A 16,786-nucleotide genomic window follows, 5' to 3' on the forward strand; every position below is an offset into this window, starting at 1 on the left:
GGTCTTGTGGAGGAGGGTGGGCGGGGGGTGAGGTGGTGGGATGGGGGCATGAGGCGGGCGGCGTTGGGGGCCGGGCTGGCGTTCGTGGTGGGGGTGTTGCTCATCGCGGGCGGGGCGCGGCTGGAGCGGGGGGTGCCGGACTGGGTGCTGGCCGGGCCGCTGGCCGTCGCGTGCGCCGGGGTGGTGGTGCGGCGGCGGGCGCCGGTCGGGTCGCTGGGGCTCGGGGTCGTCGCGGTCGGGCTGGACGCGGTCGTGGGGCCGTCGCTGGGGACGGTGCTGGTGTTCACCGACAACCTGTACGCGGCCGCGCTCTACGGGCCGGCGCGGCTGGCGCGCGGGCTGCTCATGGCGACGGCGGTGCTGGCGGTCGCCGGCGGGGCCGGGGCCGGGTTCTGGGCGGCGGACTGGCGGCGGCCGGCGGTCATCGGGGTGCAGGCGGCGCTGGTGCTGGTGACGCCGGTCATGACGGCGCTCGTGGTGCGGGAGCAGCGGGACCGGGCGGGGGCGGAGCGGCTACGGGCCGAGCAGGTGGCGCGGCTGGCGGAGCTGGACCGGCGGGCGGCCATCAGCGCGGAGCGGACGCGGATGGCCCGGGAGCTGCATGACATGATCGCGAACCACTTCAGCGCCATCGCCATCCAGTCCACGGCCGCTTTGTCGCGGGCGGACCTGGATCCGGGGACGGTGCGGAAGGTCATGGAGTCCGTGCGGGAGAACAGCGTCAAGGGGATGGCGGAGATGCGGGCCATGATCGGGCTGCTGCGGCAGGAGGACGGCGAGCCGGATCAGGGGGACGGCGGCCCCGGGCAGGGCGATGGCGGCTTCCGCGGGGAGGTCGGGGAGGGGGAGGCGACGCGGCCCCGGCTCGCCGACGTGGAGACGCTGGTCGAGCGGGTGACGGCGGCCGGCATGGAGGCCGGGCTGCGGGTCGAGGGGGTGGCGCGGGAGGTGCCGGCGGCGGTGGATCTGGCGGGGTACCGGATCGTGCAGGAGGCGCTGACCAACGCGCTCAAGCACGGCCGGTCGCCGGTGGAGGTCGTGGTCGCGTACGAGCCGGATCGGGTGGTGCTGCGGGTGTGGAACGCCCTGGGCGGGAAGCGGACGGGCCTGCCGGGGGCGGGGGCCGGGCTGGTGGGGATGCGGGAGCGGGCGGCCCTGGTGGGCGGCGACGTGCAAGCCGGTGAGGACGCAGAGCGGGGAGGGTGGCGGGTGGTGGCGGCGTTGCCGACCGAGGACGAGCGCGCCGACACCAGCCCGGGCGGGCCGGGCGGGCCGGGCGGGCTGGGCGGGTTCTCGTCCCAGGTCGTCGGCCTGATGTTCCCGAGGGAGACGGGCTCGTGAGCGGGCGGCCGCGGATCCGGGTGCTGGTGGCCGACGACCACGCGGCCGTCCGGGCCGGGATCGTGCTGATCCTCGGCGGCGTCCCCGACGTCGAGGTCGTCGGCGAGGCCGCGGACGGCGAGCAGGCCGTGACCATGGCCCGCGAGCTGCGCCCCGACGTCGTGCTCATGGACGTCCGGATGCCGCGGCTCGACGGCATCTCGGCGGCCCGCGAGCTGGCGGGCGTCAGCGACGTGCTGATCCTGACGACGTTCGACCTCGACGAGTACGTCTTCGGCGCCCTCCGCGCCGGCGCCGCCGGGTTCCTGCTGAAGAACACCGACGCCGAGTCCCTGGTCGAGGCGGTGCGCCTGGTCGCCCGCGGGGACGGCCTGATCTCGCCGTCCGTCACCCGCAAGCTGATCGCCGCGTTCGCGACCCGGCCGGAGCCGCGGCCCAGGGACCGCGAGCCGGAGGGGCTGACGCCCCGCGAGCGCGAGGTGCTGGCCTGCATCGGCCGCGGCCTGTCGAACGCCGAGATCGCCAAGGAGCTGGACATGGCCGAGGCGACGACCAAGACGCACGTCAGCCGCGTCCTCGGCAAGCTGGGGCTGAAGAGCCGTGTCCAGGCGGCCATTTACTACTCAGAGGGCACTTAGGACCGTAATGTGTCCGGGGTGAGCAACCCACCACCGCCGTTCCCGCCGCCACCGCCGCCGGGGCGGGAGCCGCGGAACACGGGACTGATCGTCGGGCTGGCGTTCGCCGGCGTCTTCGGCTACCTCCTCGTCAACCTGATCGTCGGCATCGTCGCGCTCAGCGTGCAGCACACCGCCGCGATCGTGGTGGCGGCGGTGTTCCTGGCGTCGCTGGGGCTGGGCGCGGGGGTGACGTTCCTGCTGCTGCGCAAGTCGTGGTCGATCGGGCTCGGGCTCGGGCTGATGCTGGGGTGGGCGCTCGCGTCGATCGTGTCGGCGGGCTTCTGCACGGGGCTCAACCCGGGCCTGTACTCCTGACCCGCGCCGACCGCGATGCCCCCCTACCATGAGATCTTCGTCGGGCTCGGCGTGCTCGCCGCCTCCGTCGTCTTCGTCCGCGAGGCGCGCCGCCGCGGCGCGCTCAACGAGCACTCCCTGATGGCCGTGACCGGCGCGCTGGTCGGCGGCGCCATCGGCATGCGGCTCGCGGGCTGGCTGGAGACCCTGGACCTCAAGGACCTCTGGCTGTACGGCTCCCGCAGCATCCTCGGCGGCCTGACCGGCGCGTACGCGGGCGTCCTGGTCGCGAAGAAGCTCAGCGGCTACCGCGAGCGCACCGGCGACCTGTTCGCCCCCGCGGTCGCCCTCGGCATGGCGATCGGCCGCATCGGCTGCCACCTCACGGAGGCGCCGGGCCGTCCCACCGGCCTGCCCTGGGGCGTGCACGCCTCGCCGGCGACCCCCGAGTGCCCCGGCTGCCTGACCGGCCAGGCCATGCACCCGTCGTTCCTGTACGAGGTCGCCTTCCAGCTCGCCGCCTTCGCCGCGCTCATGTGGGCGCGCCGGCGGCTCACCCAGCCGGGCGAGCTGTTCACCCTCTACCTGGCCGGGTACGCCGCCTTCCGCTTCCTCGTGGAGTTCACCCGCGCGAACGAGATCCTGTGGCTCGGCCTGACCGGGCCCCAGTGGTTCCTGGCGGCCGGGCTGCCGCTGCTCGCGGCCCGGGTGACGATCGGCTGGCGGCGCGGCTACTACACACCCCTGATCCGTCGAAAGGTCATGACATGAGCGCAGGGATGGGTCTGCGGGGCGACCGCATCCTCAGGTACGTCAACGCCTTCTGCCCGCACTGCCACGACGACGGCCGCGACCTCGACCGCGTCGAACGGCTCAGCGGCTACCTGGCCGAGCGCGACGGCCGCGTGTGGCTGGAGCGCGGCTGCCGGGCGCACGGCCTGGTCCGCACCCTGTACGACGAGGACCCGGAGATCCTCGCGTACCTGGAGGAATGGACCGCTCCCACCAAGCAGCACGTCCCGGACGTCCGCGGCAACTTCGCGCCGATCCCGCTCGCCTACCTCGACGGCCTCCCCGAGCTGCAGACCCAGCACACCTGCATCCTCCTGGAGGACATCGCCGAGACCTGCAACCTGCGCTGCCCCACCTGCTTCGCCGACAGTTCGCCCGACCTGTCCGGCGTCGTCCCCGTCCCCGACGTCCTCGCCAACGTCGACCAGCGCCTGGAACGGGAGAACGGCAGGCTCGACGTCCTGATGCTGAGCGGCGGCGAGCCCACCCTGCACCCCGAGCTGAAGACGCTGCTCGCCGAGCTGTCCGCGCGGCCGGTCACCCGCATCCTCATCAACACCAACGGCGTGCTGATCGCCAGGGACGACTCCCTCCTCGACCTGCTCACCGAGCACCGCGAGCGGGTGGAGGTCTACCTCCAGTACGACGGCGTCTCGGCCGCGGCCTCCAAGCACCACCGCGGCGGCGACCTGCGCCACCTCAAGGCCCAGGCCCTGACCCGGCTGTCGGAGCGGGAGATCTTCACCACGCTGGTCATGACGGCCGCGCTGGGCGTCAACGACGGCGAGATCGGCGACGTCGTCCGCCTCGCCCTGGACACGCCCTACGTGGGCGGGGTGTCCATCCAGCCCCAGTTCGGCTCGGGCCGCTCGGCCGCCATCGACCCCATGGACCGGCTCACCCACACCGGCGTGCTCAAACGCCTCGGCCCGCAGACCGGCGGCCTCGTGACCTGGCGCGACCTCACCGCGCTGCCCTGCTCCCACCCGCACTGCTGCTCGGTCGGCTACCTCCTGCGCGACGACGCGGAGCAGTGGCGCTCGCTGACGGCGCTCATCGGCCACGACCGGCTCAAGGCCAACCTGGGCCTGGTCTCCAACCGCATCGCCGACAGCGAGATCCCGCGCGAGCTGCGCCTGGCCGTCCAGGAGTCGCTGCTCGGGCTGCTGTCTGAGCAGTCGTCGCTGTCCCACCCGCAGGTCGGCGACCTGTGGCGGAACATCTGCGAGAACTGCGACCTCGGCATCTCCACCCTGCTCACCCTCGCCTCCTCGGCGTTGCCCGGCCGCCGCAGGAAGCTGCGCAGGATGCTGGCCGAGCGGGTGGTGCGGATCACCGTGAAACCGTTCATGGACGTCCACACGATGATCGAGGAACGCCTCACGCAGTGCTGCGTGCACGTCGGCACCCGCGAGGGCGAGCGGGACCAGTGCGCGCCGTTCTGCGCCGTCCAGGCCTGGCCCCAGCTCTCCCGCCAGCGGCTGTCGGCGGTGGCGCGATGAGCGGCAAGGCCGAGCCGTACGACCCGCTGCGGCTGTGCGTGTACGCGACCGTCGCGCTGCTGGCGTGGCTGCTCGGGCCGTGGGCGGTGCTGGGGTTCGCGGCGCTGGGCTTCACCGGGTACTGGAGGGCGCGGCGGGCCGGGCTGACCCGGAGCAAGTGCCTGCTCCGGGACACCCGGCTGGTGCTCGGCTACCTCGCGCTGCTGGCGATCGTGGCGGCGGTCGCGATCATCCGGTGACGGCGAGCAGGTCGAGCACCGTCCACTCCTTCTTCGGCGGATCCGCGTCCCCCCAGAACAGGGCGGTCACGGTCGCCGTCACCGACAGGAGGCTGCCGGTCACCGGCCTGGCGGCCGTCGCGGACGTGCGCGTGCCGAGCCCGGCCCTGGTGCCGGTCTCCAGGTCGTAGAGGACGGCGAGCGGCCCGCCCGCCTCGGGCTCGCCGGTCGGGGCCGTCAGCGCGTACCGGCCGGCGTACGGCGGCCGCACCGAGTACATCCTCAGGTCGGGTAGCACGTGGCGGCCGGTGCCGTCCGGCCGTTGCGCCACCAGCCGGCCCTTCAGGTCGCCGACGCACCAGCGCCCGTCACAGCGCAGGAAGCGCGTGCCCTCCGGCGCCCGGACGTCGTACGAACGGCCGCTCGCCAGGTCGGCGACCCGATCGTCGTTGGCGAACGTGTTCCGGTCCCGGTGCGTCGCCCAGGGCCAGGCGGTCAGCGTGAGCCCGTCGCCGCCGGGCACCCGCGCAGGCTTCCCGCCGGTCAGCGGCATCCGGTAGACGCCGCCTCCTTGGGGCGACCACACCAGGGCGTCGGCCGTGACGTCGAAGGCCGCGACCGGGCCGGGCACCGTCGCCACCCGGGTGGCGGTCCCGCCGGCTCGCGGCGCGATCCAGAACGTGGTGGACTTGTCCGTGCCGCCGTACCAGGCGACGTGCCGGGGGCCCACCGCGACGCCTCCCAGGCGGGTCGCGCCCTTGATCGCCGACAGCTCGGCGATCGTCGCCGTCGTCGCGCGGCGCGCGATGTCGTAGACGTCGAGCCGCGCGGGCTCGCCCGGCACGAACAGCAGCAGCTCGGTCGGGCTCAGCGCGGTGACCGGGAGGATCAGCGCCCCCGTGGCGCGTCGCGCGGCGACCGTGGCCATCGCCCTCGGCCACAGCTCCTCCGCCGGGCGCGAAGCCTGCGGGGAAGGGCTGGACGACGGGCTGACGGTCGTGGCGGGCTGGACGCGCCGCGCCTCCCCGGACAGCGCCGCCGTCGTCCCTCCCGCCACCGCCACCACCGCGGCCGCCGCGAGCGCCACCGTCGCCCGCCGCCGGCCGCGCCGGGCCCGGCGGCGGGCCGCCACGCCCCCCGTGAGGTCGAGCGGCTCCACCTGGTCGGCGGCCGCCCGCAGGGTGCGGACCAGGTCCTGTTCGCCTCTCATCGTGCCTCCTGCAGCACTCGCCGGATCCGGAGCTTGTCCAGGGCGCGGGCGGCCTGGCTGCGCACGGTGCCGCGGGAGACGCCGAGGATGTCGGCGATCTCCTGGTCGGGCAGGTCCTCGTAGTAGCGCAGCACGAGCACGGCCCGCTGCCTGCGGGGCAGCCGCTGGAGCTCGGCCCACAGGTCGGCGTCGCCGTAACGGTCGGGGGCGCCGCGGTCGGGCACGTCGGCGACCAGGCTCTCGCGGCGCCGCCGGCGCCAGGACCTGATGTGGAGCCGGACCATCGTGGTGCGCACGTACCCCTCGGGGTCGTGTTTGTTGCGCACCCGGTGCCAGGCGTCGCCGAGGCGGGCCAGGGCCTCCTGCACGAGGTCGGCCGCGTCCTCGGGGTCGCCGGACAGCACGTAGCCGTACCGGAGGAGGGCGTCGCCCCTGGCCCGGACGAACTCGTCGAAATCTTCCACGAACCCAGGGAGCGACGGGGGAACGCTACTGTTGCACGGGCTACTCGGCGGGGACGTACAGGGAGAGGGTCTCGGCGACGCAGGCGGGCCGCTTCTCGCCCTCGATCTCGATCGTCATCTTCAGGTTGGACAGGTAGCCGGCCGGGGTGCCCTTGACGTCGGTCAGCTCGCCGACGGCCCTGATGCGCGCGCCCACCGGCACCGGCCGCGGGAAGCGGACCTTGTTGAGGCCGTAGTTGACGCCCATCGCGATGCCCTCGACCTTGACCAGCGAGAACATGAACGACGGCAGCAGCGACAGCGTCAGGTAGCCGTGCGCGATCGTGCCGCCGAACGGCCCCTCCTTGGCCCGCTCCACGTCCACGTGGATCCACTGGTGGTCGTCGGTGGCGTCGGCGAAGGTGTTGACCTGGTCCTGGGTGACGGTGCGCCACTCGGTGGGCCCGAAGGTCTCGCCGACGGCCGCCTTGAGCTCCTGTACGTTCGCGAAGGTCCGCATGGTCCGAACGCTATTGCCCGCCCGGCGCGGCTGCCAAGTCGGCCGTCACCGGCGGGGATCGGACACCGGTGCAAAGATCTTTTACCCGAAACCATCGCATGAGTGTTCGAGTCCGCGCTACAGTCTTAGGAGCGGCAATCGAACAAGGGTTCGGCCTGGTGAGAGGGGGTGTGTCCGATGACGGTGCTCGCGCCCGCCCCTGCTCGGACACGCCGTAGCACTTTCTTCCCAAATCTAAGACGGCCGCTATATCCGGCAATAAAGTCCGAGAGCGTGGACCCTGTGCGAAACCCCTACGCTCCCGGCGCGGGACAGCGTCCCCCGGAGCTCGCCGGCCGTGACCGAGAGCTGCAGCAGTTCGAGGTCGTGCTCGAACGCGTCGCGCGCGGCCGTCCCGAGCGCAGCATGGTCGTCACCGGCCTGCGGGGCGTCGGCAAGACCGTCCTGCTCAACACGTTCAAGTCCATGGCCATGCAACGGCTGTGGGGCACGGGCAAGATCGAGGCCCGCCCCGACCAGTCGATCCGGCGGCCCGTCGCGGCCGCGCTGCACATGGCCATCCGCGAGCTCGCGCCGCGGCACCGCGCGCCCGAGCGCATCGAGGAGTTCCTCGGGGTGCTGAAGGCGTTCGCGATGCGCGACCCGTCCGCGGCCAAGGGCACCTCGCACTGGTCGCCCGGGATCGAGGTGCCCGCCAGCCGCGGGCGCGCCGACTCGGGCGACCTGGAGATCGACCTCACCGAGCTGTTCGTCGACGCGGCGAGCGTGGCGACCGACCTCGCCGTCGGCATCGCGCTGTTCATCGACGAGATGCAGGACGTCCCGGCCGCCGACGTCTCGGCGCTCTGCGCCGCCTGCCACGAGCTGTCGCAGTCGGGCGGGCCGCTGATCGTCGTGGGCGCGGGGCTGCCGCACCTGCCGAGCGTGCTGTCGGCCAGCAAGAGCTACTCCGAACGGCTCTTCCGCTACGCGCGCATCGACAAGCTCGACCGCGACGCCGCCGACCTGGCGCTCATCCTGCCCGCGCGCGAGGAGGAGGTGGAGTTCACCCAGGAGGCCCTCGACGCGCTGTACGAGGCCGCCGACGGCTACCCCTACTTCGTGCAGGCGTACGGGAAGGTCGCCTGGGACCTCGCGCCGCGCAGCCCGATCACGCTCGACGACGTCAAGGTGTCCGCGCCGGAGGCGGAGGAGGAGCTGGCGGTCGGCTTCTTCGGCAGCCGCTACGAGCGCGCCACCCCCGCCGAGCGCGACTACATGCACGCCATGGCCCAGATCGGCGACGAGCCGGTCGCCACCGCCGAGGTCGCCGAGGCCCTCGGCCGCAAGCCGTCCAGCCTGTCGCCCGCCCGCGACAGCCTGATCAAGAAGGGGCTGATCTACAGCGCCGAGCGCGGCCTGATCGCGTTCACGGTGCCGCACTTCGGCAAGTTCCTGCGCGCCCAGCCGGTGTGAGCCGGGCACGCTCCTAGACCTCTATTGGGCTGTCTAGAGGGGAAGCTAGATAGCCCAATAGAGCTATATCCAGCCGCCCTTCGACCGGTGTCGAGGGGAATCTAAGGCTGTCTAGCGTCACGCCGATACGGGGGTATATTCCGGCAGAGACGTCCCGCTGTCCTCCCCGCCGCTCACCACCGCCATGCGCACGGCCGGCCGGCGGCCGCTCAGGTAGACCGCGAACACCACGTCGTCCTGCCGGTGGTTGCGGAAGGCGTAGAAGCGCCAGCACAGCTCGCGCCAGCTGTCGTACGGCTCGGCCGAGACCAGCTCGTGCCGGTGCGCCCGCCAGGTGCCGCTGGCCCGCAGCCGGGCGAGGGTCACCGACTCGGCCGGGCCGGGGCGCTGCTCGCAGGGGGCGCGGTAGCGGACGCGGTCGATCATCTCCTCGATCTCCGGCGACAGCAGGGCGAGCACCAGCAGCCCCGCCGCCGTCAGCCACGACGGATGCGTCACGGCCGTCCAGCCCGGCACCGGCGACCACACCGACACGCCCGCCATGCCGGTCAGCGCCACCGTCCGGCCGATCGAGCGCAGCCCGACCGGGGACGAGCTCACCTCGCCGAAGCACCCGCAGCCCGCGTCGGGCCGCCGCCTGCGCAGCTCCAGCAGCACGTACGTGGACAGCGCGAAGAACGCCACCGTGCCCCACCGGAAGAAGGGATGGGTGGTCAGCAGCAGCCCGGCCGCCAGCACCACCTCACCGGCCGCGCACACCAGCAACGACGGCGCCTGCAGCCGGCCCGGCATGAGCACGGCGGGCCCGAGCCGGGACAACGCACCCGGCTCGCCCCCGGAGCCCACCGTGCCGACCTTGGCCACCGTGCCCAGGCAGAGCAGCGCGATGAGGATCGGCAGCTGCGATTCCAGCACGCGGGTCACCCCAATCCGATCTGAGCGTTGAAGCAGCCATTCACCAGATCGCCACCGAGCTCCACGTACGAGTACGGCGACAGCTCCGCGACGCGGCCGCGCGGCGAGGTGTCGCACTCGACGCACCGGTCGCAGAACCGCCCCGCCAGGCACCCGCAGGCCACCACGGGGACGTTGGCCGAGCGGCCCGAGCACACGTTCCTGATCTGCAGCAGCGAGCCGAGGGCCAGGTACGGCAGGCCCGCGCAGGACACGCCGGCGTCGGCGCAGCCGGTGTCAGAACGTTCCAGCATGGGGTAGGCGGCGCCGCGTTCCTCCTCGTCGAAGGTGTCCGACCAGGTGGCGGTGCCGGAGATGCGCTGCTGCACGCCGGCGTACGCGGGCGGCGGGGGCGGCACCGAGCGGGCCGGGTAGGGCGGCTGCGAGGTCGCCGGCAGCAGCGCGAGCCCCGCGCCGTCCTGCCGCACGCCGATCGCGTCGAACAGGTAGCCGGGCTCGAACTTGGGATGCCGCACCTGCAGCCGTCCCGACGCCCGGTAGGGGATGACGACGGTGCGGTGGCCGCGGTGCGGCCCGCAGTCGAGCTCGACGGTGAGGTCCCTGCGTCCGGTGATGGACCGGATCGTGCCGGTGATGCGGGTCGTGTCGGCCCAGATGCGCTCCACGACGCGGCCCTCGCGCAGGGTGCGCATCATGACCATGGCGCCCACGGGCAGCTCGGCGGGCGGCACCTCGGCGCCGTGCCACGCCGTCGCCCAGGGCGCGATCACCAGGCGCTCCTGGGCGCCCTCGGGCGTCTCGATGATGACGAGGTGCGGGCTCACGTCGAGGATCTCGCCGGCGACGGCCCGCAGCGGCTGCTCCCCGGCGGGGCCGCCGGAGCCGTCGGGTCCAGGCACGCCGGGGTCACGGCCGAGCGCGGCCGCGGCCAGCACCCGGCGGCGCTCAACGCTCGGCTGTCCCATCCGCCCTCCCTCGCTCGTTACTAGGTTCACACGACTCGGGAGTGGGTCACGCCGAGCGGCACATAGGAGAGCAAAATACGCATCCCCGGGGAAGTGGCCTGACATCCGGCGGGGGAAGAACCGCCACCGACCTTGACGGACCTTTGTCGTCGGCGGGCCGAAACCTGAATTGCAGTTCAGCCCGAATAGGGCATCCGGCTGCGATTCTGGCCACGATGCAGACCACGGACTGGGAAGAAGAGTTCCGCGAGTACGTCACGACCCGCGGTCCTGCCCTGCTGCGCGCCGCCAACCAGCTCACCGGGCACCCCCTGGACGCCGAGGACCTGTTGCAGAGCGCGCTCACCAAGACGTACCTGGCGTGGGAGCGCATCGAGGACCGCGGCGCGCTGGACGGCTACGTGCGGCGGGCGATGGTCAACATCAACATCTCGCAGTGGCGGCGGCGCAAGCTGGAGGAGTACCCGTCGGGGGACGACCTGCCGGAGATCGTCTCGCGCGAGACCGTGGCCTGCGGCGAGGTGGGCGAGGTGCACGAGCGGCTGGAGCAGGCGCTCGACGCGCTGCCCGAGCGGATGCGGGCGGCCATCGTGCTGCGCTACTACGAGGACATGACCGAGCCGGAGATCGCGAGGACGCTGGGGATCAGCGTGGGGACGGTGAAGAGCACCGTCTCACGCGCGATGGGCAAGCTCCGCGCCGCCCTGGGCCTGTCCGCCGACGACTAACACCCCGGAACGGGCTCCACGTCCCCTGAGGTGGCCCCGGCGGTGGCGCACGGCCGTACGACGGCTCTGATCTTCCGCAGGCTGCCAAGGAACGCCTCCAGCTCCTTCGCCTCCAGCAACCCGGTGAAGCAGTCCTCGATGTCCTGGACGTGCTGCGGCAGCACCGACTCCAGCCGCTCCCGCCCGGCGTCGGTCAGCACCGCGTAGGAGGCCCGGCGGTCGTGGGCGCACGCCTGCCGCGCGACCAGCCCCTCGCGTTCGAGCCGGTCGACCACCCGGGTGACGCCGCTGGTGGACAGCCCGGTCTGCGCGGCCAGGTCGCTCATCCGCAGCCGCTGCTCGGGGGAGCGGGCCAGCCGGATGACGGTCTCGAAGTCGACCTCCGACAAGCCCGCCGCGGCCAGCGCGGGCTGCAGCCGGGCCATGAGGCCGGCGTGCACCTCGGCCAGCAGTCCCACGGCCGTCAGTCGGGCATCGTCAAAGTTCGTCACGTTCATACCTTAGCGGACGATAGTTGACGCGCGGAATATTCCTCGTGTAGACATTTGTTGCCGCAGACATCCGCACAGCAAGCGTTACTCGTAGCGAGGGAGAACCCCATGAGCACCCGTACCTGGGAGAGCCTGACCATCCCGGCCGCCGGCACCTACAACCTCGACGCCGCGCACACGCGCATCGGCTTCGTGGTCAAGCACATGATGGTCAGCAAGGTCCGCGGCCACTTCGACACCTTCAACGGCTCGGTCACCATCGCCGAGAACCCGCTGGAGTCGTCCGCCGAGCTGACCATCAAGACCGAGAGCATCAACACCGGCGCTCCCGACCGCGACGGCCACCTGCGCAGCGACGACTTCCTGTCGGCCGACAAGTTCCCGGACATCACCTTCAGGAGCACCCGCGTGGTGGGCCACTCCGGCGACGAGTTCACGGTCGTCGGCGACCTGACCATCCGTGACGTCACCAAGGAGGTCGAGCTCACCGTCGAGTACGGCGGCGCCGGCACCAACCCCTGGGGCGCCGCGGTATGGGGCTTCTCCATCACCACCGAGTTCGACCGCGAGGACTTCGGCCTGACCTGGAACCAGGCCCTGGAGACCGGCGGCGTCCTCGTGGGCAAGAAGGTCAAGATCGAGATCGAGGGCGAGGCCAACCCGGCCGCTTGATCCCCCGCCGCGCTACGGTTATCCACAGCCCCGAAGCCCGCCCACGCTCTGGGCGGGCTTCATCCACAGCAGGTTACCCACAGGCTGTTGATAACTCTTGGTGAAGGCGGGCGGCGGATTCGCTTTGCCGCCTCGCCAGAAGGCCGGTACGCTGTGCTGAGCCGCACCGGCTACCAGGAGGATTCGCCTAGTCAGGTCTATGGCGCCGCACTGCTAATGCGGTTTGGGTTTACCGCCCATCCGGGGTTCAAATCCCCGATCCTCCGCAGGCGAAAGCCCTTCCCCGAGACTTCGGGGAAGGGCTTTTGACTTGGGTACATCTCTCCGCAGTGGTGGTCTGGTGCGTGTCGTGCTTGATAGCCGTGATGACCCAGCTTCCTCGTAGGACGCAGCTCGCTCGGTAGAGTCCCGGCATGGTGTTGACCATGCCCAGGTCCCGGGCCGACTCAGATTGTTCAAGACGCGCGACTGACCTACCAGGATGGGCGTAGCGTCTTCGTCGCTCGTATCAGCGTCGACATCGGGTCGGCCTGGAAGGGCACGAGCCTGCCGCTGGTCGCGAACTGATCGAGGCCGTCGAGGCCGAAGGGTGGCGACTGGATCAGATGGCGAACGCCGTCTTCGGCCGCGGCTTGGACTACGAGAACATCACGTGCCTGTTCCGGCGCGTCGACCGAGCCGAGAGCGCTCCGCGGGTCTTTCGCCCGCCGGCACATCCCGAAGCGATCGACCCGTCCTGCCCGCCGTCCAGGTGTGCGGCCTGGGGGCCCGGGCCCGGCCGGCAGCGCACACCGGACCCGCCGCGACACGGACAGGAAAGCCCGTGTCGTCGCCGGAGAAGCGCGCCATGTGACGATCACCGAGGGCGGCACGACGGTCTCGACGGCGAAGAGCGTTGCGTGCCTGCACTGTCGCCAACACCCTCGACCGCCGCAAGTGCCTGGACGATTTGGCCGAGGACATGGCGAAGGCGGGCTGACGGCTCGTGCGTCCGGCGTCACCAGGGCCGGCAGCGTAGCGAAGTCAGATCGATCAGGTCGCCGCCGACGGCCGGGAGTTCCGTGCCCAGTTCGTCGTACAGCTCGTCCCAGTCGCTCAGGCCGAATCGCGGGTTCGGCGGTGGTGGCACGAGTGCGATCAGGCGGTCCAGAGCGCGTTGATCAGTCACGCGCCGACTGTAGCGGGGCGATCGGGCTTCGTCAGCGGAGGTGGTTCCGGAGCAGTCGCCGGTGGTGAGGGGGCAGGTGGCAGGCGGTTGTGGCGCGGTGGAGGAGGGCGGGGTCGAAGCCGTGGGTGCTTAGGTGGCGGAGGAGGGGGAGGTAGCGGTCGGGGCGGTCGCGGAGGAGTTCCGTGGCGAGCCGGAGTTCGAGGCGGACCACGGGGACCTGGTGGGGGCCGCAGCCGATCAGGACGTGGTGCTGCCAGGGGCCGGTGCCCGCGCATTCCAGGGCGTCCGCGTCGGTGGGGCGTTCGACGGTGCTGAGTTCGACCCTGACGCCGTTCACCGCGAAGCCGGCGAAGTACTGCGACGACTCCGGGAGCCAGGAGGCGGGGCGGAGGCAGGGGAACGGGGCGAGGGCCGCGGCGAAGGCATCCAGGTCGGCGCGGGTGGCGAGCAGGAGGTCGAGGTCCCCGGCGGGCAGCGGGACGCCTTGCAGGAGGGCGGCGCTCGTGCCGCACACGCGGTACGCGGGGGCGGTGGCCAGGCGGGCGAGGGCGTCGAGGGTCGTGGTCAGGGCGGTGGTCACGTCCGTGAGGTGCAGGGGCGGGTTGTTCATGCGGGGTCGACCTTTTCAGGGGGCGGTGGGTGGCGTGTCAGCGGTGGTGTCAGTGCGATGGCGGGGCGGTGTCAGGGGGGTCGGCGAGAGTTGTCGGCATGAGCGGTCGGGCGGACGGGGCCCGGCCGGTCGACCGGATCGCCTTCGCACGATGACCTGAACGGAGCACACCACCATGAACAACACCCTCACCGACCAGGACCAGCTCACCCTCCGGATCGCCGCCTGGGGCGCGGTGTCGCTGATGTCCGCCGCCGGTGCCGCCGGCTCGGCGCACAAGGCGGCCACCGAGGGCTCGATCGCCCTGGCCTCCGCGACCGGACCGATCGGGCACGTGCTGGCCAAGGCGCCCAAGGGCGTGAAGTACGGCAAGACCGTGGCCGCGCTCGCCGACCAGGTGCTGCCCGCCCTGACCGCGTCCATGACGCTGCTCAAGCGGCAGGACCCGGCCGAGGCCGACAACTTCCGCAACACCGTCGTCGTCGCCGTCCAGGCGGCCGGCCGGGTCCACCAGGGGCCGCTCAGCCCCACCATGGCCGACATGGCCCGGAAGATCACCGGGGCGCTCGACGCCGCCTGATGGGACGGCCGCGCGTGTCGCCCGAGCGAGGCCCTCTTCCCGGCGCGGGAAGAGGGCCTTCCGCTGTTCGTACGGCGTTCAGCAGGGGGTGAAGAAGACCTTCAGCGTGCCGTCCAGGGTTCCCCACTGGCCGGCGGGCTGGCCGCAGCCGAACCAGCGCTGCCCGACGACCTGGTCGCCGCTGTAGTAGGTGTAGACGATGAGGAGGTCGCCTCCCGGCGGAGGCGGCGGGATGGCGTGGGCGGGGGTCGCGCCGAGAGCGAGCACGCCGGCGGCCAGCACCGCCGCCAGAACTCCTCGCTTGACCTTCATGGAGGCTCCTCCTGCCTGTCGGGCGGCCCGGCCGAAGCGGAGGCCGCGGCCCTGGTCATGATCGAATATCAGGCCGGCCCGTCGCGCAAGACGCTGTCCGATCGCGTCCGTTCAACAGTTCGGGGGGCTCGGCCCGTCTACAGGGGGACGGACGAGGAGAGGGTGGCGGGTCTTGGCGGACGACTCCGGGGGGTTCGAGAGCTTCGTGGCGGATCGGGCCGACGCGTTGCTGCGCTACGGGTACGTGCTCAGCGGCAACGCCCACGACGCGGCCGACCTGGTTCAGGAGGCGTTGATCCGGTTGCACCGGGCCTGGCCCCGCGTACGGCGCAAGGAGGATCCCGAGGCGTACACCCGCACGATCATGGCCAGGCTGCACATCAGCGTCTGGCGGCGGCGCCGGCGCGAGCACCTGATCTGGGACCTGCCGGACAAACGCGACCATCGCGACCTGCTGCCGTCCGGCACCGAGCAGGAGCTGTGGAAGGCGCTGGAGGGGCTGCCGCGCAAGCAGCGGGCCGTGCTCGTCCTCCGCTACTACGAGGACCTGGCGGACGAGGAGATCGCCAGGGTGCTCGGGATCTCGCGCGGGACCGTGCGCAGTCACGCGTCCCTGGGCCTGGGGAAACTGCGCTCGGCTCTCGCGCCGGGCCGGTCCGATCGGGGTACGGCCGCCGCGGCCGAGGAGGGCATCGCATGACCGAGGACAAGTGGGTGGAGGGTCACCTGCGGAGCACGCTGCGGCACGCGGCGGCCGGGGGCGCGCCGCAGGCGCCGGTGGGGTTGCCGGGGCGGGTCGCGGCGCGGGCGCGGGCGCGGCGGCGTAACCGGGGACGGCTCGGGCTGGCGCTGGCGGGGGTGGCGGCGGCCGTGGTCGTCGTCCCGGTCGCCGCCGTGGGCACGGGGCCGGGCTTCGGGGGAGGGCTGGGCGGCGACGGGCCGGGCGGCGACGGGCGGGGCGTGAGCACCGGGAGGCTCGAATCCGGTCCGCCCGCCCCGAGTCCGGGCCTGGAGAGCCGGCGGCCCCTCGGCGAGCGGCTGATCGTGGACAACCCGTCGGAGAACCGGCCCCTGCAGTTGTGGTTCGCCAGGCGGGAGGACGGCTCGGTGGCCTTCTGCCGCCGATACGAGAGCCGGACGGGGGGCTCCACGTCCTCCTGCGGCGACGCGCCGGTCGCCGGGACCGCGTCCCTGGAGGGGTCCACCGAGTCGTGGCCGCCGCCGGAGCGGGTGATGTACTTCGGCGCAGCCGGGGACCGGGTCGCCGGGGTGTCCGCCGTCACGGCCGAGGGACGCCGGACGGCGGGGCGGGTCACGCACCCGGCGGGCGCGCCCCTGTCCATCTGGAGGGTCAGCACGGCGAGCGCGGCCCGCGTGGACTTCTTCGAGTTCGTCGACGCGGAGGGGAAGGTGGTGGCCAGGGTGGACAACACGCCCCTGATGGTGCCGGAGGCGACCGCCGAGCCGGTCGGCGAGGTGCTGCGGCTGGGCGACGGGCTGAGCGCCAACGTGTACGACGTCCCGGACCGGACCCTGATCTGGCGGCTGGACGGCGAGCCGGTCGGCTCCGACCTCGTACGGGCGAAGGATCTCATGCGCGACCTGGGCGGCCGCAGGCTGCCGGTGCTGCTGCACGAGCGGGACCGGCGATGGTTCGGCGTGGTCGCGGACGTGCGCACGGCCGAGGTCGAGCTGGTCTTCGCCGACGGGCGCAAGGTGAGGGCACCGGCCAGGAAGGACCCTTGGGGGATCGGCGTCCGGCTGTTCGGGGGCGCGCACGAGCGCGACGGGGACATCTACCTGAAGGGGTTCCAGGTGGTGGGGCGGGACGCCGAGGGGCGAGAGCTCTGGCGTGACGCGCAGCCCGCGCGGACGAGCGGCGGATAGGAG

General features: G+C 72.6%; 21 protein-coding genes and 1 tRNA gene. 13 read left to right on the forward strand and 9 right to left on the reverse strand.

What is annotated here, in order from left to right:
- The first annotated feature begins 48 nt into the window (after positions 1 to 48).
- Genes MF672_RS11635 through MF672_RS11660 form a run of 6 tightly spaced genes read left to right on the forward strand, consistent with a single transcriptional unit; the run spans position 49 to position 4,848 of the window.
- Entirely contained in the window at positions 49 to 1,341 is a 1,293-nt protein-coding gene (locus tag MF672_RS11635) for a sensor histidine kinase (protein ID WP_242374071.1), read from the forward strand.
- A complete protein-coding gene (locus tag MF672_RS11640; protein WP_242374070.1) occupies positions 1,338 to 1,979 on the forward strand; it encodes a response regulator in 642 nt (213 codons plus the stop codon). Before MF672_RS11635 ends, MF672_RS11640 begins: the two co-directional genes overlap by 4 nt.
- Before the next feature lie 18 nt (positions 1,980 to 1,997).
- Complete coding sequence (locus tag MF672_RS11645; protein WP_242374069.1) at positions 1,998 to 2,336, forward strand: hypothetical protein; 339 nt, start codon at positions 1,998 to 2,000, stop codon at positions 2,334 to 2,336.
- 15 nt (positions 2,337 to 2,351) lie between these two features.
- Complete coding sequence (locus tag MF672_RS11650) at positions 2,352 to 3,086, forward strand: prolipoprotein diacylglyceryl transferase (protein ID WP_242374068.1); 735 nt, start codon at positions 2,352 to 2,354, stop codon at positions 3,084 to 3,086.
- On the forward strand, positions 3,083 to 4,609 hold the full coding sequence (locus tag MF672_RS11655; RefSeq protein ID WP_242374067.1) for a radical SAM protein: 1,527 nt from the start codon (positions 3,083 to 3,085) through the stop codon (positions 4,607 to 4,609). Before MF672_RS11650 ends, MF672_RS11655 begins: the two co-directional genes overlap by 4 nt.
- A complete protein-coding gene (locus MF672_RS11660; protein ID WP_242374066.1) occupies positions 4,606 to 4,848 on the forward strand; it encodes a hypothetical protein in 243 nt (80 codons plus the stop codon). Before MF672_RS11655 ends, MF672_RS11660 begins: the two co-directional genes overlap by 4 nt.
- Here the strand turns inward: MF672_RS11660 and MF672_RS11665 are convergent.
- Genes MF672_RS11665 through MF672_RS11675 form a run of 3 tightly spaced genes read right to left on the reverse strand, consistent with a single transcriptional unit; the run spans position 4,838 to position 7,000 of the window.
- Complete coding sequence (locus tag MF672_RS11665; RefSeq protein WP_242374065.1) at positions 4,838 to 6,037, reverse strand: TolB-like translocation protein; 1,200 nt, start codon at positions 6,035 to 6,037, stop codon at positions 4,838 to 4,840. The genes MF672_RS11660 and MF672_RS11665 overlap by 11 nt on opposite strands.
- Positions 6,034 to 6,501 (reverse strand): SigE family RNA polymerase sigma factor, encoded by a 468-nt coding sequence (locus MF672_RS11670; RefSeq protein WP_242374064.1) that lies wholly within the window; start codon positions 6,499 to 6,501, stop codon positions 6,034 to 6,036. The genes MF672_RS11665 and MF672_RS11670 overlap by 4 nt, the downstream gene beginning before the upstream one ends.
- Positions 6,502 to 6,541: 40 nt before the next feature.
- Positions 6,542 to 7,000 (reverse strand): MaoC family dehydratase, encoded by a 459-nt coding sequence (locus MF672_RS11675; protein ID WP_242374063.1) that lies wholly within the window; start codon positions 6,998 to 7,000, stop codon positions 6,542 to 6,544.
- 273 nt (positions 7,001 to 7,273) lie between these two features.
- Here MF672_RS11675 and MF672_RS11680 point away from each other — a divergent pair, with 273 nt between their 5' ends.
- Positions 7,274 to 8,455, forward strand: coding sequence for an ATP-binding protein (locus tag MF672_RS11680; protein WP_242374062.1), 1,182 nt, complete (start codon positions 7,274 to 7,276; stop codon positions 8,453 to 8,455).
- A gap of 117 nt (positions 8,456 to 8,572) precedes the next feature.
- Here the strand turns inward: MF672_RS11680 and MF672_RS11685 are convergent, their stop codons facing one another.
- Both MF672_RS11685 and MF672_RS11690 read right to left on the reverse strand, forming a co-directional pair.
- Positions 8,573 to 9,370, reverse strand: coding sequence for a MauE/DoxX family redox-associated membrane protein (locus tag MF672_RS11685; RefSeq protein WP_242374061.1), 798 nt, complete (start codon positions 9,368 to 9,370; stop codon positions 8,573 to 8,575).
- A 5-nt stretch (positions 9,371 to 9,375) separates the two neighbouring features.
- Positions 9,376 to 10,335: a hypothetical protein gene (locus tag MF672_RS11690; protein ID WP_242374060.1), complete on the reverse strand. Its 960-nt coding sequence runs from the start codon at positions 10,333 to 10,335 to the stop codon at positions 9,376 to 9,378.
- A 215-nt stretch (positions 10,336 to 10,550) separates the two neighbouring features.
- On the opposite strand from MF672_RS11690, the gene MF672_RS11695 reads away from it, so the two are divergent.
- Positions 10,551 to 11,063, forward strand: a complete 513-nt coding sequence (locus tag MF672_RS11695) for a SigE family RNA polymerase sigma factor (protein WP_242374059.1) — start codon at positions 10,551 to 10,553, stop codon at positions 11,061 to 11,063.
- Here the strand turns inward: MF672_RS11695 and MF672_RS11700 are convergent.
- Positions 11,060 to 11,560 (reverse strand): MarR family winged helix-turn-helix transcriptional regulator, encoded by a 501-nt coding sequence (locus MF672_RS11700; RefSeq protein ID WP_242374058.1) that lies wholly within the window; start codon positions 11,558 to 11,560, stop codon positions 11,060 to 11,062. The genes MF672_RS11695 and MF672_RS11700 overlap by 4 nt on opposite strands.
- A 102-nt stretch (positions 11,561 to 11,662) precedes the next feature.
- On the opposite strand from MF672_RS11700, the gene MF672_RS11705 reads away from it, so the two are divergent.
- Positions 11,663 to 12,226 (forward strand): YceI family protein, encoded by a 564-nt coding sequence (locus MF672_RS11705; protein ID WP_242374057.1) that lies wholly within the window; start codon positions 11,663 to 11,665, stop codon positions 12,224 to 12,226.
- 176 nt (positions 12,227 to 12,402) lie between these two features.
- A tRNA-Ser gene (locus MF672_RS11710) sits at positions 12,403 to 12,492 on the forward strand.
- A 731-nt stretch (positions 12,493 to 13,223) separates the two neighbouring features.
- Here MF672_RS11710 and MF672_RS11715 read toward each other — a convergent pair.
- Together MF672_RS11715 and MF672_RS11720 are read right to left on the reverse strand one after the other, a co-directional pair.
- Positions 13,224 to 13,394, reverse strand: coding sequence for a hypothetical protein (locus MF672_RS11715; protein ID WP_242374056.1), 171 nt, complete (start codon positions 13,392 to 13,394; stop codon positions 13,224 to 13,226).
- Between the two features lie 31 nt (positions 13,395 to 13,425).
- Complete coding sequence (locus tag MF672_RS11720) at positions 13,426 to 14,004, reverse strand: hypothetical protein (RefSeq protein WP_242374055.1); 579 nt, start codon at positions 14,002 to 14,004, stop codon at positions 13,426 to 13,428.
- Between the two features lie 175 nt (positions 14,005 to 14,179).
- On the opposite strand from MF672_RS11720, the gene MF672_RS11725 reads away from it, so the two are divergent.
- On the forward strand, positions 14,180 to 14,584 hold the full coding sequence (locus MF672_RS11725; protein WP_242374054.1) for a hypothetical protein: 405 nt from the start codon (positions 14,180 to 14,182) through the stop codon (positions 14,582 to 14,584).
- 78 nt (positions 14,585 to 14,662) lie between these two features.
- Here the strand turns inward: MF672_RS11725 and MF672_RS11730 are convergent, their stop codons facing one another.
- Positions 14,663 to 14,896 (reverse strand): DUF6289 family protein, encoded by a 234-nt coding sequence (locus MF672_RS11730; RefSeq protein WP_242374053.1) that lies wholly within the window; start codon positions 14,894 to 14,896, stop codon positions 14,663 to 14,665.
- Between the two features lie 172 nt (positions 14,897 to 15,068).
- Here MF672_RS11730 and MF672_RS11735 point away from each other — a divergent pair, with 172 nt between their 5' ends.
- Positions 15,069 to 15,596, forward strand: a complete 528-nt coding sequence (locus MF672_RS11735; RefSeq protein ID WP_242374052.1) for a SigE family RNA polymerase sigma factor — start codon at positions 15,069 to 15,071, stop codon at positions 15,594 to 15,596.
- On the forward strand, positions 15,593 to 16,783 hold the full coding sequence (locus tag MF672_RS11740; RefSeq protein WP_242374051.1) for a hypothetical protein: 1,191 nt from the start codon (positions 15,593 to 15,595) through the stop codon (positions 16,781 to 16,783). The genes MF672_RS11735 and MF672_RS11740 overlap by 4 nt, the downstream gene beginning before the upstream one ends.
- Positions 16,784 to 16,786: the final 3 nt, after the last annotated feature.

Source organism: Actinomadura luzonensis (genome assembly GCF_022664455.2).
In the GTDB taxonomy this organism is placed as follows: Bacteria; Actinomycetota; Actinomycetes; order Streptosporangiales; family Streptosporangiaceae; genus Nonomuraea; species Nonomuraea luzonensis.

Bases quoted from the DNA above. Each gene is read 5' to 3' on its own strand.
- MF672_RS11635 (WP_242374071.1), top strand. From the start codon at position 49: ATGAGGCGGGCGGCGTTGGGGGCCGGGCTGGCGTTCGTGGTGGGGGTG.
- MF672_RS11650 (WP_242374068.1), top strand. From the start codon at position 2,352: ATGCCCCCCTACCATGAGATCTTCGTCGGGCTCGGCGTGCTCGCCGCC.
- MF672_RS11655 (WP_242374067.1), top strand. From the start codon at position 3,083: ATGAGCGCAGGGATGGGTCTGCGGGGCGACCGCATCCTCAGGTACGTC.
- MF672_RS11660 (WP_242374066.1), top strand. From the start codon at position 4,606: ATGAGCGGCAAGGCCGAGCCGTACGACCCGCTGCGGCTGTGCGTGTAC.
- MF672_RS11665 (WP_242374065.1), bottom strand. From the start codon at position 6,037: ATGAGAGGCGAACAGGACCTGGTCCGCACCCTGCGGGCGGCCGCCGAC.
- MF672_RS11675 (WP_242374063.1), bottom strand. From the start codon at position 7,000: ATGCGGACCTTCGCGAACGTACAGGAGCTCAAGGCGGCCGTCGGCGAG.
- MF672_RS11690 (WP_242374060.1), bottom strand. From the start codon at position 10,335: ATGGGACAGCCGAGCGTTGAGCGCCGCCGGGTGCTGGCCGCGGCCGCG.
- MF672_RS11695 (WP_242374059.1), top strand. From the start codon at position 10,551: ATGCAGACCACGGACTGGGAAGAAGAGTTCCGCGAGTACGTCACGACC.
- MF672_RS11700 (WP_242374058.1), bottom strand. From the start codon at position 11,560: ATGAACGTGACGAACTTTGACGATGCCCGACTGACGGCCGTGGGACTG.
- MF672_RS11705 (WP_242374057.1), top strand. From the start codon at position 11,663: ATGAGCACCCGTACCTGGGAGAGCCTGACCATCCCGGCCGCCGGCACC.
- MF672_RS11720 (WP_242374055.1), bottom strand. From the start codon at position 14,004: ATGAACAACCCGCCCCTGCACCTCACGGACGTGACCACCGCCCTGACC.
- MF672_RS11725 (WP_242374054.1), top strand. From the start codon at position 14,180: ATGAACAACACCCTCACCGACCAGGACCAGCTCACCCTCCGGATCGCC.
- MF672_RS11730 (WP_242374053.1), bottom strand. From the start codon at position 14,896: ATGAAGGTCAAGCGAGGAGTTCTGGCGGCGGTGCTGGCCGCCGGCGTG.
- MF672_RS11740 (WP_242374051.1), top strand. From the start codon at position 15,593: ATGACCGAGGACAAGTGGGTGGAGGGTCACCTGCGGAGCACGCTGCGG.